This window comes from Nocardioides sp. Z35_8 (assembly GCF_059621125.1).
Genome location: NZ_JCAQIE010000004.1, coordinates 293,227 through 308,068, shown reverse-complemented (window position 1 = coordinate 308,068; position 14,842 = coordinate 293,227). Strand labels below are relative to the sequence as shown.

General features: G+C 73.3%; 11 protein-coding genes. 5 read left to right on the top strand and 6 right to left on the bottom strand.

Translation table 11 applies throughout. The features are described from left to right. Positions 1-13: 13 nt before the first annotated feature. Together glpK and AC54T2_RS17970 are read right to left on the bottom strand one after the other, a co-directional pair. Positions 14-1,489, bottom strand: coding sequence for a glycerol kinase GlpK (gene glpK, locus AC54T2_RS17975; RefSeq protein WP_186341036.1), 1,476 nt, complete (start codon positions 1,487-1,489; stop codon positions 14-16). Then, entirely contained in the window at positions 1,486-2,325 is an 840-nt protein-coding gene (locus AC54T2_RS17970; protein ID WP_186341037.1) for a DUF1028 domain-containing protein, read from the bottom strand. Before AC54T2_RS17970 ends, glpK begins: the two co-directional genes overlap by 4 nt. Before the next feature lie 22 nt (positions 2,326-2,347). Between AC54T2_RS17970 and AC54T2_RS17965 the strand changes: the two genes are divergently transcribed. Then, positions 2,348-3,595 (top strand): MFS transporter, encoded by a 1,248-nt coding sequence (locus tag AC54T2_RS17965; protein ID WP_496666858.1) that lies wholly within the window; start codon positions 2,348-2,350, stop codon positions 3,593-3,595. Between the two features lie 15 nt (positions 3,596-3,610). On the opposite strand, the gene AC54T2_RS17960 is transcribed toward AC54T2_RS17965, so the two are convergent. Next, positions 3,611-4,807 carry a pyrophosphate--fructose-6-phosphate 1-phosphotransferase gene (locus tag AC54T2_RS17960; protein WP_489974649.1) on the bottom strand — a complete coding sequence of 399 codons (1,197 nt, stop codon included), beginning with the start codon at positions 4,805-4,807 and terminating at the stop codon, positions 3,611-3,613. Positions 4,808-5,007: 200 nt separating this feature from the next. Between AC54T2_RS17960 and AC54T2_RS17955 the strand changes: the two genes are divergently transcribed. From AC54T2_RS17955 to AC54T2_RS17940, 4 genes are all read left to right on the top strand, one after another. Beyond that, complete coding sequence (locus tag AC54T2_RS17955) at positions 5,008-6,456, top strand: APC family permease (protein ID WP_186341039.1); 1,449 nt, start codon at positions 5,008-5,010, stop codon at positions 6,454-6,456. A gap of 65 nt (positions 6,457-6,521) precedes the next feature. Then, positions 6,522-7,907, top strand: coding sequence for a metallophosphoesterase family protein (locus AC54T2_RS17950; RefSeq protein WP_496666857.1), 1,386 nt, complete (start codon positions 6,522-6,524; stop codon positions 7,905-7,907). A gap of 91 nt (positions 7,908-7,998) precedes the next feature. Further along, entirely contained in the window at positions 7,999-9,336 is a 1,338-nt protein-coding gene (locus AC54T2_RS17945) for a class II 3-deoxy-7-phosphoheptulonate synthase (RefSeq protein WP_186341041.1), read from the top strand. A 61-nt stretch (positions 9,337-9,397) separates the two neighbouring features. Further along, complete coding sequence (locus AC54T2_RS17940; RefSeq protein WP_186341042.1) at positions 9,398-10,399, top strand: threonine aldolase family protein; 1,002 nt, start codon at positions 9,398-9,400, stop codon at positions 10,397-10,399. On the opposite strand, the gene AC54T2_RS17935 is transcribed toward AC54T2_RS17940, so the two are convergent. The 3 genes from AC54T2_RS17935 to AC54T2_RS17925 form a co-directional block, all read right to left on the bottom strand. Beyond that, positions 10,377-11,507, bottom strand: coding sequence for an NADase-type glycan-binding domain-containing protein (locus AC54T2_RS17935; protein WP_496666856.1), 1,131 nt, complete (start codon positions 11,505-11,507; stop codon positions 10,377-10,379). The genes AC54T2_RS17940 and AC54T2_RS17935 overlap by 23 nt on opposite strands. A gap of 59 nt (positions 11,508-11,566) precedes the next feature. Then, on the bottom strand, positions 11,567-12,466 hold the full coding sequence (locus tag AC54T2_RS17930) for a DMT family transporter (protein ID WP_496666855.1): 900 nt from the start codon (positions 12,464-12,466) through the stop codon (positions 11,567-11,569). 73 nt (positions 12,467-12,539) lie between these two features. Next, positions 12,540-14,780 carry a Stk1 family PASTA domain-containing Ser/Thr kinase gene (locus AC54T2_RS17925; protein ID WP_496666854.1) on the bottom strand — a complete coding sequence of 747 codons (2,241 nt, stop codon included), beginning with the start codon at positions 14,778-14,780 and terminating at the stop codon, positions 12,540-12,542. Positions 14,781-14,842: the final 62 nt, after the last annotated feature.

Here is a 14,842-nt window from a genome sequence, read left to right as displayed (position 1 = left end):
GGCTGACGGGCGCTCAGCCGAGGCTCGCCCAGCCCTTCGACCGCTCCACGGCCTCGCTCCACCTGGCGTAGGCCGCGTCGAGTGCGCCGCGGTCGCCGCCGGGCTCGAAGCGGCGGTCCAGCGACCACGTCGCGCGGAGCTCGTCGGTCGAGTCCCACACCCCGGTGCCGAGCCCGGCGAGGAAGGCGGCGCCCAGCGCCGTCGTCTCCACGATCTCCGGACGCTCCACGGCTCGGCCCACCTGGTCGGCCTGGAGCTGGCAGAGGAAGTCGTTGGCCGCCGCGCCGCCGTCGACGCGCAGCGTGGTGAGCTCGGGCAGGGTCTCCAGCACGTCGCGCACCTCGAAGGCGATCCCCTCGAGCGTGGCGCGCACGAGGTGGGCGCGCGTGGTGCCGCGGGTGATGCCGAGGATGGCGCCCCGGGCGTGCGGGTCCCAGTGCGGTGCCCCGAGCCCCGTGAGCGCGGGCACGAAGACCACGCCGTCGGAGTCGTCCACGGTGGCGGCGACGGCCGCGGTCTCGGCGGCGCTGCCGACGATCTGCAACCCGTCGCGCAGCCACTGCACCGCCGCTCCGGTGACGAAGATCGCGCCCTCCAGGGCGTAGGTCAGCCCACCGTCGGGGGAGCGCCAGGCCGCGGTCGACAGCAGGCCGGCGTCGCTGCGCACGGCCGTGCTGCCGGTGTTGGTGAGCACGAAGGAGCCGGTGCCGTAGGTGCACTTGGACTCGCCCTCGTCGAAGCAGGTCTGCCCGAAGAGCGCGGACTGCTGGTCGCCCGCGACCCCCGCGATCGGCAGGGACAGGCCGAGGAAGGTGGCCGGGTCGGTCGGTGCGATCTCGCCCCAGTTGGGCACCAGGTCGGGCAGAGCGTCGCGGGGGACGCCGAAGAGCTCGCACAGCTCGTCGGACCACTCGCCCGACTCGAGGTCGAGCAGGAGGGTGCGACAGGCGTTGGAGACGTCGGTGACGTGCCAGGTGCCGCGCGTCATCCGGGCGATGAGGTAGGAGTCGACCGTGCCGACGGCGTACCTGCCGGACTGGACGAGCGCCCACGTGTGCGGCTCGTTCTCGGCCAGCCACGTCAGCTTGGTGCCGGAGAAGTACGGGTCGAGGCGCAGGCCGGTGAGCTCGGCGACCCGGTCCTCGTGGCCCTCGGCGCGGAGCCGGTCGCAGATGTCTGCCGTGCGCCGGTCCTGCCACACGATCGCCCGCCGCGGCGAGCCGAGCGTCTCGCGGTCCCACAGCACGATCGTCTCGCGCTGGTTGGTGATGCCGATCGCCGTCAGCTCCGACTGGTCGACCTTGGTGAGCACCTCGCGGGTCGCCTCGATGGTGGCCTGCCAGATCTCCTCGGCCGAGTGCTCGACCCAGCCGGGCCGCGGGAAGTGCTGCCGGAACTCCTGGTAGCCCGTGGCCGCGATCCGGCCGTCGGGCGTGACGACGACGGCGGTGACCCCGGTGGTGCCGGCGTCGATGGCCAGGATGCTCACTGCGCGTCGCCCCGGAGGATCGCGAGCACCCGACGGTCGATCCAGGCCGGCCGCAGGCCCGGCGCGACGCGCATCTCGTAGTTCTCCGACCCGACCCACTCCCGGAAGCTGTCCTTGCCCTCCGCCTTGGCGAGCGACTCGAGCTCGATCATCAGTGCGTCGTCGACCGGCACCTGCTCCTCGGGCGTCGAGGCGGTCAGGTAGAGCTCGTTGAGCTCGACCAGACGCGTCAGCTCGGCGACGGGGTCGGCGTGGTCGTCCACCCGGAGGTCCACCGCGACGTCGTCGTGGCCGCCGTAGCCGGCGCCGTCGCGCACGACGAGCAGCGCCGCGGACTGGCGCCCGCGGCTGTCGCCGCCCGCCTCGTCGCCCGCCGCCAGCGCGGCGAGCAGGCGGCGCTCGAGCGAGCGGCCCTCGGCGCCGATCCACGCCCGCTCCATCGCCTCCACCACCTCGGGTCCGGTGAGGATGTTGCCCTGGATGGCGTAGCCGCCCCGCTCACCGCTGCGTCCGGTCGTCCCGCCCGCCCAGGCGAAGCACTCGGCTCCGGTGAAGGTCGCGGCGTTGCCGTCGGAGTCGACGATGCCGACCTGCCGGTGCTCGCGGTCCTCGTCGTCCTCCACCAGCCGGTCGAGGGCGACCTGGGCGGTCGCGCCGTCGTCGAGGTGGGCGAGGCCGAGGTACTTGTAGGAGGTGTTGGCGTCGGCCTGCGTGGCGACCGCGCCGATGCCCGCGGCGGCCGCAGGCACGGCCGAACCCACGGCCAGGAACTTGGAGGCCACCGCGACGCCCCACGACTCACCGTCGTCGGACCGAGCCACGATCGAGAATGTCATGGCCCGACCCTAGTGTGAGCACGTGCTGACCCGTCTCGGCTTCCCCCACGTCGGGGAGCACCGCAGGTTCGTGGCCGCGATCGTCGCCGACACCGTGGGCAGTGGGCTGTTCATGCCGATCACGCTGCTCTACTTCATCGCGATGACCGACCTGTCCCTCGTGCAGGTCGGGTCGGCGCTGTCGATCTCGGCGCTGCTGACGATGCCCGGGGCCTTCGTCATCGGCGCCCTCGTCGACCGGTTCGGCCCGCGCCGGATGATGCTCGCGGGCAACCTGGTCCAGGCCGCCGGCATGGTGGCCTACCTGTGGGCCGACTCGCTGCTCGCCGTGGCGCTGTGGACCACCCTGCTCAACCTCGGGCGCCAGTCGTTCTGGGGGTCCTTCGGCAACGTCGTCACCGCGATCTCGGCGCCGGGGGAGCGGGAGGTGTGGTTCGGGTTCCTCCAGGCGGTGCGCAACCTCGGCTACTCCGTCGGCGGCGTGCTGGCCGGGCTGGCACTGCAGATCGGCACCGATCTCGCCTACCAGTCGGTCGTGGTGGTCAACGCGGTGACCTTCGTCCTGGCGTTCGTCCTGCTGCTCGACGTGCCCGACCACCGCGCCGCACACGCCGACGACGCACCGGTCGAGGGCTGGGGCGTGGTCCTGCGCGACGGGGCCTACCTGCGCCTGGTGGCGGGCCAGCTCGGATTCGTGGCGGGCATGATGGTGCTCAACTTCGCGCTGCCGGTCTACGTCGCCGAGACGATCGCCCTGCCGGGCTGGGTGGTCGGGGCGATCTTCACCCTCAACACCGCGATGGTCGGGCTCTGCCAGGGACTCGTCGTACGCCGCATGAACGGACAGGTCCGGGCCCGGATGATGGGCCTGGCCCAGGTCGTCTTCGTGGTCGGCTACGCACTGTTCGTCCTCGCCGGCTGGCTGCCGGTGTGGCTCGCCGTCGTGGCCATGCTGGTCGGCGCCGCCGTCTACACCAGCGGCGAGCTCGTGGGCGGGCCGGTGTTCAGCGCGACGGCCGCCGAGGCCGCCCCCGACCACCTCCGGGGCCGCTACCTCGGGCTGTTCCAGCTCAGCTGGGGCATCGGGGGAGCGGTGACCCCGATCGCGTTCACCTGGCTGCTCGCGCAGGGGCAGACCACGCTGTGGTGGGTGCTGGCGCTGGTCGCCGTGGTCAGCGCGGCCTACCTCCAGCGGCTGCCGCGCGTGCTGCCGGCCGCCGGGCGGCGGGTGACCGACCGCTCCGAGCAGGCGGAGCCGGACACGGCCTAGCCACGTGCACCGAGCTCAGGCCTGGCCGATCCCGGCGAGCAGGTCGGTGAACCACTGCTGCGAGGCGTCGAAGGGCTTGTGGCCGGCGATCCGCTCGAACTCGATGGCGCGCAGCTCGTCGCCGCGGTCCTCGTCGTGCCCGATGACGCCCGCCCGGCCCTCGAGGGCGCAGGCGACGGCCAGCTCGGCCATCTCGCGAACCAGCGCCAGGTCGGTCTCGTTGGCCGGCGCGGAGCGGGAGAAGTAGCCGGACTTCTGCACCATGGTCTTCTCCGCGCCGATGGCCTCGGAGAAGCGGTCGGCGAAGTACTGTCCCGGGTTGATGGTGTCGATCTTGACGTGGCCGAACGGGTCGCGGCCCACCGTCTCCCCGGTCGCCTCGAGATCGGCGACGATGTCGTCGATGCCGGCCCCCTCGGCGAGGAAGATGTTGACGCATCCGGTCTCGTCCATCACGGCGCGCAGCCGCTCGGCCTCGGCGGCCAGGTCGATGTGGATCTCGGGCACGTAGACCGCGTGGATCGCCCAGGTGCGGGGGTCGAGGCCGATGCCGGGCAGCCAGTCCTGCTCGGCGTGCCAGGCCATGTAGGCGCGCGCGGCCGACGCGGTGAGCCAGCCGCTGGCGCGGCCCATCACCTCGTGCACGATCAGCATCCGCGGGTTGGAGCCGTGCTCGGCGAGCACGTTGCGGGCGAAGCGCCCGGTCTCCTCGGCGGCGGTCAGCGCGCCGAGGCTCTGCCGGATCGGGACGATGTCGTTGTCGATGGTCTTGGGCAGGCCGACGACCGTCAGGTGCGAGCCCCGGGCCTCGAGGTGCGCCGCCAGGTCGGCCGCCGCGGTGTTGGTGTCGTCGCCGCCGATGGTGTGCAGCACGTCGACGCCGTCGGCCTGCAGCCGCGCGGCGGCCACCTCGAGGGCGGTCTCGCCCTCGCCGATGAGCCCGCGACGGCGGCAGTCGTCGTCGTTGGTCAGCTTGACGCGGCTGTTACCGATCGGGCTGCCGCCGAACCGGTGGAGCAGCGCGGCGCCGGCGCGCTCCTCGGGACCGACCGTGACGCTGTTGCCGGTCAGCAGCCCGTGGTAGCCGTGCCGGTAGGCGATGAGCTCGATGTCGGGGTCGGTGGCGTCGTAGGTCTCGATCAGTGCCCCCACCGCGGAGGACAGGCACGGGGCGTATCCGCCGGCCGTCAGGATCGCAACACGCTTCGGCATGGGGGGCAGCGTAGTTGGAACGTTCACATGCCCGGTAGGGAGTCCATGTGGCGTCGGGCCCACCCCTTCGGTGGTGCCGGTGCGGCTCAGCGTGCGACACGACGCCGTCCGGGATGCTGCGGTGGTTGCCACGTCCCCGCGGCAGGGCCATTGTGAGGGGAATGCCGTGCGGGGGCACGGGCCGACGATGGGAGCCTCGGATGAGCGCGACAGAAGCCGCGGAGCAGGACGTCAACGGATCGGAGACCACCGAGCTCAAGCGGGTGCTCGGCCCGAAGCTGCTGCTCCTGTTCATCGTCGGCGACATCCTCGGCGCCGGGGTGTACGCCGTGACGGGCAAGCTGGCCGGTCAGGTCGGCGGCGTCGCGTGGCTGCCGTTCCTGGTCGCCTTCGCGGTCGCGACCGTGACGGCGTTCAGCTATCTCGAGCTGGTCACCAAGTATCCGCAGGCCGCGGGCGCCGCGCTCTACACGCACAAGGCCTTCGGCATCCACTTCATCACCTTCCTGGTGGCCTTCACGGTGGTGTGCTCGGGCGTCACGAGCGCGTCGACGTCCTCCAACCTCCTGGCCGCCAACCTGCTCATCGGCTTCGGCAACGACGACCCGAGCACCGGCACCACCCTCGTGACGGCGCTCGTCTTCATGGTGGTGCTGGCCGCGATCAACCTCCGCGGCGTCGGGGAGAGCGTGAAGTTCAACGTGATCCTCACGATCGTGGAGATGACGGCCCTCGCCATCGTCATCGGCCTCGGGGTCTGGGTGATCGGCCGCGGCGAAGGCGACCTCGGACGGATCACGGTCTTCGAGAGCCCCGACGACAAGGGCCTGTTCATGGCCGTCACCATCGCCACGGCGATCGCCTTCTTCTCGATGGTGGGCTTCGAGGACTCCGTCAACATGGTGGAGGAGACCCGCGACCCGCTCCGGATCTTCCCGCGCACCATGCTCACCGGCCTGGGCATCGCCGTCGTGATCTACATGCTCGTCGCCATCTCGGTGGTGGCGGTCATCCCGTCGGGGCAGATCCTCGAGCCGACCAACGCCGAGGCGGGCATCCTGCTCGACGTCGTGAAGATCGGCGCCCCCGACCTGCCGATCGACACCGTCTTCCCGTTCCTCACCGTCTTCGCGGTCGCCAACACCGCCCTCATCAACATGCTGATGGCGAGCCGGCTCATCTACGGCATGGCGCGCCAGGACGTGCTCCCGCGCTCGCTCGGCAAGGTGCTGGCCGGTCGCCGCTCCCCGTGGACGGCGATCCTCTTCACCACGCTCCTGGCGCTCGGCCTGATCACCGTCGTCACCCTCGACTCGGAGTCCTCGGTCGTCGGGGCGCTCTCGGGCACCACGGCGCTCCTGCTGCTGGCGGTGTTCACCATCGTCAACATCGCCTGCCTGGTGCTCCGACGCGACCCCACGCCGGACGACGCGTTCCGCGCGCCGTCGTTCCTGCCCGTCGTCGGCGCCCTCTGCTGCGGCTACCTCCTCGGGCCGTGGGCGCGGCTGGAGGCCGACATGGTGCAGTACAAGATCGCCGCCGGGCTCCTCGCCATCGGCGTGGTGCTGTGGGCCCTGACCTGGATGACCAACCGCGGCGTGCGGGCCAAGAAGACCGGGTTCCGCGACATCGACCACCTCGACGAGTGAGTCGGCACCGACGACGTCCGCGGGTCCTCGCGCGGACGTCGGTCGCGACCTCTACGGTTGTCCGGGTGATGCGACGACCTCTCGGGCCCCTGCTGGCGGTGCTCGTCGCCGGTGCACTCGGCTGCTCCACGGCCACCCCGTCCGGCTCGTCGGCCAGCGCGGCGCCGGGCTCCGACTACCCCGGGCCGAGCGTGCCGCCGGCGTCCGCCGGTCGCGCCGGTGACGCCGACGCTGCGTCCGACCCCGCCCTCCGTGCCCGTGGGCCGCGGGACCGCCCGCCGGTGCCCTCGGCCCCCGACCTGGCCGGGGCCTACCGGTTCGTCTCGGCACCCGACTTCCTCAACCAGGACGTCGCCGACCTCACCGCCGGCGGTCGTCGCGAGCACGTCGTCGCCGCCACGGGCGAGGTGGCCAACTCGACCAACGAGGCCTACGAGACCGCCCTCGGCCGGGTCATCGACGAGATGGCCGACCAGGGTGCCGACGACGTCCTGGTCGCCGGCGACCTCGTCGAGGGCCGCTGGGGGCGCGACGACTCCCGGACCGGCGTGTTCGGCCCGGTCCACACCGACGCCCAGCGGCTGCGCGCGTGGCGCCGGGCGGCCGACGTCTACTACCCGGCGTGGTTCGAGCGCTTCGCCGACCGCGGTCTGACCACCTACCCGGCGGTCGGCGACCACGAGATCGGCGACGACCCCTGGCGGGCCCGGCGGGGCGACCCGTGGGTCGACTTCAAGCGCCGCCACCTCCCCGAGTTCAAGCGGATCTTCGCCCAGCACGCGCTGAGCGGGAGCGACGGACTGCCCCGGTTCGCCGACCGTCCCCCGCGCGGACCGGCGCGGCACACCGCCTACGCCGTGCGGCTCGACCGCGACGTGCTCCTGGTGAGCCTCGACGTCTTCGAGCGCCGCGGCGGCGACGTGCACGTGTCGGTCGACCCCGCCCAGCTCCGCTGGCTGGCCGGGGTGCTCCGGCGCGCCGAGCGCGACGACGTGCCGTGGGTGATGGTGCAGGCCCACACGCCGATGCCCGGTGCGGTGCGGGTGCGCAACTCCACCCACCTGGTCTACGAGAAGGGCCGCTCGTCCGACCTGTGGCGCACGATGGTCGACGGGGGAGTCGACGTCTACCTCAGTGGTGAGGTGCACGACCAGACTGTCCGCCAGCGCGACGGCGTCCTCGAGGTGTCGCACGGCTCCCTGTTCTACCGCGGCGAGGCGTCCTACGTGGTGGGGCAGGCCACGGCCGAGCGGCTCGTCCTCGAGAACCGCCAGTTCCGCGGCACGGTCGGCTTCGACTCCCGGCTCTGGACCACCTCGCGCCAGGGAGCGCCGGCGCAGATCTCCTACCCCCCTCGCTCGATCGTCACCGGCACCCTGGTGGCGAGCCGCACCCGCGCGGGGGGCGTGCGCGTCGACGACGCCGAGGGCGTGCTGGTCCCGCGGGGCTGAGCCCCGCCCGGTGACGTCCGTGCCGTGGGTCACCCGTTCAGGGTTCGGTCACGGTTCGGGCAGGGAGGCGGCGTCGCCGTACCCTTGTCGCGTGAGCGCCATCCCCACCCTCGAGCAGCTGCACGCGCTCGGGCCCCGCCAGCAGCCGACCTACCCCGACGCCGGGGCGGTCGACGCGGCCGTGGCCCGACTGAGGACCGCGCCGCCGCTGGTCTTCGCGGGTGAGTGCGACGACCTCACCGACAAGATCGCCGCGGTCTCCCGCGGCGAGGCGTTCCTGCTCCAGGGCGGCGACTGCGCGGAGACCTTCGCCGGCGTCACCGCCGACAACGTCCGCAACAAGCTGCGGGTGCTGCTGCAGATGGCGGTCGTGCTGACCTACGCCGCCTCGGTGCCGGTCGTGAAGCTCGGCCGGCTCGCCGGGCAGTACGCCAAGCCCCGCAGCTCCGACGAGGAGACCCGCGGCGACGTGACGCTGCCGGCCTACCGTGGCGACGCCGTCAACGGCTACGACTTCACCCCCGAGGCCCGCATCCCCGACCCGCAGCGCCTGGTCGAGGTCTACAACTCCTCGGCAGCGACGCTCAACCTGGTCCGCGCGTTCGTGACCGGTGGCTACGCCGACCTGCGCCAGGTGCACACCTGGAACACCGACTTCGTGCAGAGCTCGCCGTTCGGCCGGCGCTACGAGGCGGTGGCCGACGAGATCGAGCGGGCGCTGACCTTCATGCAGGCGATCGGCGCCGACCCCGACGAGTTCCACCGCGTCGACTTCCACTCCAGCCACGAGGCGCTGCTGCTGGAGTACGAGCAGGCCCTCACCCGCATCGACTCGCGCACCGACCTGCCCTACAACGTCTCGGCGCACTTCGTGTGGATCGGTGAGCGCACCCGCCAGCTCGACGGGCCGCACGTCGAGCTGCTCTCGAGGATCAAGAACCCCATCGGCATCAAGCTCGGTCCGACCACGACGCCCGACGACGCCCTGGCCTACGCCGCGCGGCTCAACCCGGACAACACGCCCGGCCGGCTGACGTTCATCACCCGCTTCGGCGCCGGCAGGATCCGCGAGGGCCTGCCCGCCCTGGTGGAGAAGGTCAGCGCCGAGGGCCTCAACGTCGCGTGGGTCTGCGACCCCATGCACGGCAACACCTTCGAGGCCTCCTCCGGCTACAAGACCCGTCGCTTCGACGACGTCATCGAGGAGGTGCAGGGCTTCTTCGACGTCCACCGCAGCCTCGGCACCTGGCCCGGCGGCGTCCACGTCGAGCTCACCGGCGACGACGTCACCGAGTGCGTCGGCGGCGGCGAGGAGATCGACGAGGTGGGCCTGTCCCACCGCTACGAGTCGGTCTGCGACCCGCGGCTCAACCGGGTCCAGTCCCTCGAGCTCGCGTTCCTCGTCGCGGAGATGCTCCGCAAGGCCTGACGGCTCCACGGGCGGGGCACTCGTCTCCGGGCAGTGGGGCGGAGGGGGGTAGGTTCGGCGCGTGATCGACCTGCGCTCCGACACCCTGACCCGCCCGTCCGACGCGATGCGCGCGGCGATGGCCCGCGCCGAGGTGGGCGACGACGTCTACGGCGAGGACCCGACGGTCGCGGCGCTCGAGGAGCGGGTCGCGTCCACGTTCGGGCACGAGGCGGCGATGTTCACGCCCACCGGCTCGATGGCCAACGTGCTGGCCGTGGCGAGCGTCGTGGCCCCGGGCGAGGAGGTGCTGTGCGAGTCGTCGGCCCACATCGCGCGGGCCGAGCTCGGCGCGCACGGGGCGATCACCGGCCTCACGATGCGCACCTGGACCCACCCGCGCGGACAGGTCGACCTCGCCGCGATCGAGACGATGTACGCCCCCGACATGGGCCCGTTCTTCGTGCGCACCGCGGCCGTGTCGGTGGAGAACACCCACAACTTCGCCGGCGGCACGGTGCTGCCGATCGACGACCTGCGCGCGCTGCGTGCGTGGGCGGACGAGACCGGGACGAAGGTCCACCTCGACGGCGCGCGGGTGTGGAACGCGCACGTGGCGACCGGGACGCCGCTCGCCGACTACGGGCGCATCGCCGACGTGCTCGCGGTGTGCCTGTCCAAGGGCCTCGGGGCGCCCATCGGCTCGCTCATGGTGGGCTCGGCCGACGCGATCGCGACGGCGCGGGTGCGCCGCAAGCGCATGGGCGGCGGGATGCGCCAGGTCGGCGTGCTGGCCGCGGCAGGTGCGTACGCCCTCGACCACCACGTCGAGCGCCTGGCCGAGGACCACGCGCACGCCCGCCTGCTGGGCGAGGCGCTCGGGCTCGACCCCGCGGCCGTGGACACCAACATCGTGGTCGTCGAGCGGCCCGACGCCGTGTCGTTCGTCGAGCGAGCGGCCGCGGAGGGCGTGCGCATCGCGGCCGTGGGACCGCGCGCGGTGCGGCTGGTGACCCACCTCGACATCTCGCGCGAGGACGCCGAGCGTGCGGCCGCGGTGCTCAGCCGGCTGGCCGCCCCCTGATGCCGACCTCGCTGATCGCGGTGTAGTCGCGCCCGAGGCTGCCCGGGCCGGGCGACGTCACGTCGACGAGCGTGAGGGTGAGCGTCGAGGTCTCCACCGGGGGCACGTCGCGCCACTGCATCCCCGGTCGCTCGGCCAGCACCTGCTCGACCGAAGAGCCGTCGTCGAAGCCCCACCGGACCGCGACCGTGCGCCGGTTGTTGGGATACCAGTCGACGCCCGCCACGGTCTTGGCGTAGCCGTTGATGAGCCCCACGCGGGTGACGACGGCCGGCTCGGGCAGGGTGATCGTGATGGACTGACCTGTCGCGTCGCCGGCCGTGCGCCACGCCGTGCCCGGCTTGCCGTCGCCCATCTGGTCGGCCTCGTAGGCGACGAGGTTGCCGTCGAGGTCGGTCGTCGGGGGCGCGGTGCCGGGGACCTCGAAGGTGGCACCCCGGGCGAGGTTGCGCGCCTTGGCGGGCTCCTCGCCCTCGTCGTCGCTGTCGCCTCCGCCCGCGCCGGGCGCGGAGGGGTCGGCCGAGGCGCTGCTCGTCGCCCGGTCGCCCGCGGCGTCGTCGCCGTCGGTGCCGAGGACCTGGAGGAGCAGGAAGGCCAGACCCACCAGCAGCAGGGCGCCGACGACCCACCCGATCCACGCCTTGCCCCGCACCGGCAGGTCGCTGTCGAGGTCGTCGACCTCCTCGTAGGGCAGCAGGTCCTCGCCGGGGTCCCACGCCGGCCGCTCCGGCTCGGGGCCGAATGAGCGCTCGGCCGGGTCGACGGGAGGGGTCGTCGGGGGCACCGGGGTCGGGTCCGCAGCCTGGACGGGTGGCTGGACGGGTGGCTGGACGGGCGCGGCGTCGGGACGATCGGCGACCCGGTCGGCGGTGTCGGGGTCGGCGGTGTAGGGGTCGGCAGTGTCGGGGGAGCCCGTCGAGGTGCCGCGCGCCGGCGCGGCAGGGGCCACCGCGACGTCGGGGGCGGAAGCGGCGGGCCGGGGGACGCCTGTCGGCGCGGGGGGAGTCGGCGCGGGGCGAGTCGGCGCGGGCGCGCCGATGCGGTGCCCGCAGTTGAGGCAGAACCGCCCCACCCCCAGCTCGGCGCCGCACGCCACGCACGTGTCCACGGTCCAACGATAGGCGGCCGCGCCCACCTCGGGGCCGAGTCCGGACGACCGGACCCGGCTCACACGGCGATGTGCGGCACCTCACCCTCGACGGCGCGGCGCGGGGCGAGCTCGACGGTCAGCATCGCCACCAGGACCATCCCGCCGCCGAGCAGCAGGCGGGTCGTGACGTCCTCGCCGCCGAGCCAGACGGCGAAGAGCGAGGCGAACACCGGCTCCATGCTCATGATGATCGCGCTGCGCGTGGGAGGCAGGTGCGCCTGCGCCCAGGTCTGGCCCAGGAGGCCGAGCGCGCCGACCACCACGGCCATGTAGACCACCGCCCACCAGTCCCCGGCCCGGTCGGGGAGCACGATCCCGTCGTGGGCCGTCGCGAGCGTGCACACCACCGCGATGACCACGATCTGCAGGATCGTCATGCCGACCGCGTCCTGCGCGGTCGACCAGGCGCCGAGGCCCACGATGTGCAGTGCGTAGAGCACGGCCGACGCCAGCGTGATCAGCTCGCCGTAGCCGATGCTGAGGCCGTTGAGCGCCAGCACCCCCAGACCCACGGTGGCGAGCGCCACGGCCGCCCACGTCACCGGCGGGATCCGGGTGCGCAGGATGGCGGCGGCGAGCAGTGGGGTGCACACGACGTAGAGCCCGGTGACGAAGCCGCTGATGCTGGCGGGCGTGTGCGCCAGCCCGGCCGTCTGAAGGATCTGGGCGACGCCGTAGAGCAGCCCGAGCACCACGGCGTGGCGGCGTACGACCGGGGACAGCCGCCCGAGCGCCTTGGGTGCGACCGCCAGCAGCACGAGCGCGGCGATGCCGAAGCGCACCGCGAGGAAGTCGAGGGTGGGCACCCGCTCGAGCAGGTCCTTGATCATGAAGAACGTCGAGCCCCAGCACGCCGCGAGCGCGAGGAGCGCGGCCGCCGCCAGCAGGGACGTACGACGGGTCTGCTCGGCGCTCACCCGAAAATGCTAGGCCAGCCGCACCGAGCCGCCGGCGCCGCCCTCAGGCGTGGACGACCGACGAGAGGTGGCCTCAGACGAGGAACAGGGTGATCGTCGAGCCCTTCGGGACCTTCTCGCCCGCACCGGGGTCGGAGTCGGAGACGTAGCCGAGCCCGAGGTGGATGTCGGCCTGCTCGGTCTCGACCTCGAACCCGAGTCCCTCGAGCAGCTCGGTGGCGGCCTCGACGCCCATCCGCCGCACCTGGGGCACCTCGACCAGCTCGGGGCCGAGCGAGACGACGAACGAGACGGTGTCGCCGCGGTGGAGGGTGCCGGTCGTCGGGTCCTGGGAGATGACGTCGCCCTCGGGGACGGTGTCGCTGTACTCCTCCGCGCTCACGTCGACGGCGAGCCGGCGCTTCTCCAGCGCCGAGCGGGCGTCGGCGAAGGAGCGGCCGGTCCAGTCCTTGACCTCGATCGGCTTGCGACCGCGGCTGAGGACGAGGTCGACCGGGGCGCCGGGCTTGAGGGTGGTGCCGGCCTTCGGGGCGGTGCGGATGACCTGGCCCTCGGGCACGGTCTCGCTCCAGCGCCCCTTGCTCGACCCGAACGCGAGGTTGGTCGCGGCGAGGGAGTCCTGGGCCTGGTCCTCGGTCTGCCCGGTGAGGTCGGGGACGTCGTAGCGCTCGGGGCCGAGGGACAGGACGAGGGTCACGGTGCCGCCGTCGAGGACCTTGCCGCCCGGGCCGGGGTCGGTGGCGATCACCAGTCCGGGGGCGACGTTCTCGGAGTACGCCGGCTCGCCGGCCTCGGCCGCGAGGCCGGCGTCCTCGAGCTCGGCGGTCGCGGCGGGCTCGTCGAGGCCCAGGACTCCGGGCGTCGTGGTGTAGCGCTCCCAGCCGAACCACCACGCCCCGCCCGCGACGCCCGCGACGAGCAGGACGGCCAGCAGCAGGACGACGGGTCCCTTCACGGACCGTCGGCGGGCGGTGGTGGTGACCGGCACCGGCCGGCTCGGCCCGCGCCCGGGGACCGGGCGTGCGCCGTCGCGCGGCGCGGGGTGCGCGGCGGCGCCTGTCGCCGGCGCCGCGCTCCTGGAGCTCGCAGGGCTCATCGTGCTCATGGCCACGGTGGCGGGGGCGGCCGTCGGGCCGGGCGCGCCGGCCGGGACGGCCGCCCCGGCCGGGTGGGCCGGTCGGGACGGACCGCCGGGTGCCGCCGGGTGCCGCTCCAGTGCCGTGGTGCGATCCGGGGTGCCGTCGTCGACGAGCCCGGAGTCGCGCGGGTCGACCTCGGTGAGCAGCGCGAGCGCGCGGGCGTCGAAGGGCTCCGGTGTCGTGTCGGTGCTGACGGCGGGCTCGTCGGGCGCTGCGCTGGGACGGCGGGGGAGCAGGTCGGCGGCGAGCTCGGTGTCGGAGTCGAGGCCCTCGCGCAGTGCCTGCTCCACGCGGTGCAGGTGGTGCAGCAGGACCGTGGCGTCGGCGGGACGGTGGTCCCGGTCGCGAGACGTGGCGCGGGCCACCAGGGCGTCGACGTAGTCGGGGATGCCGGGCTGCACCAGCGACGGCATCGGGACGTCGTGGTGCACGTGCCGGTAGGCGACCTGGATGGGCGACTCACCCTCGTGGGGCTTCGTCCCGGTGAGCAGCTCGTAGAGCACGACCCCCACCGCGTAGACGTCGGCTCGGGCGTCGGCCCGGCCGTCGACGACGAGCTCCGGCGCGAGGTAGGACACGGTGCCGATCAGCACGCCCCCGGTGGCGGTGTGCTGGGTGTCGGCACTGACCGCCTTGGCCAGGCCGAAGTCGGCGACCTTCACCCCGCCGCCGTGCGCCTCGTCGGCGATGAGCACGTTCTCCGGCTTCACGTCGCGGTGGATCAGGCCGGCGCGGTGGGCGGCGGCGAGCGCCGAGACGACCGGCTCGATCAGCGCCACGGCCCGAGCGGGAGGCATCGGGGCCTCCTTGCGGATCACGTCGCGCAGCGTGTGGCCGGGCACGTACTCCATCACCAGGAAGATCGTGTCGGTGCCGTCCGAGGTGTCGTCGCCCTGGTCGTAGACGCCCACGACGTGCGGGTGGTTGAGCCGGGCCGCGGCGCGCGCCTCGCGGACGAACCGCTGCGCGAACTCCTGGTCGTCGCCGAGCCCGGGGTGCATCACCTTGACGGCGACCGTGCGGTCGAGCCGCAGGTCGGTGGCCTCGTAGACACTGGCCATGCCGCCGCGCGCCACCCGGGCGATGATGCGGTAGCGGCCGTCCAGCAGGCGTCCGACCAGGGGGTCGCCAGCAGCGCCGGGCGCTGTCGCGCGGGCGTGCTCGGGTGGCTCCACGGTCGACCTCCATCACCGGTCGGGGAAGGGACCGGCGCGCCCATCGTACGGAAGCCGGGGCT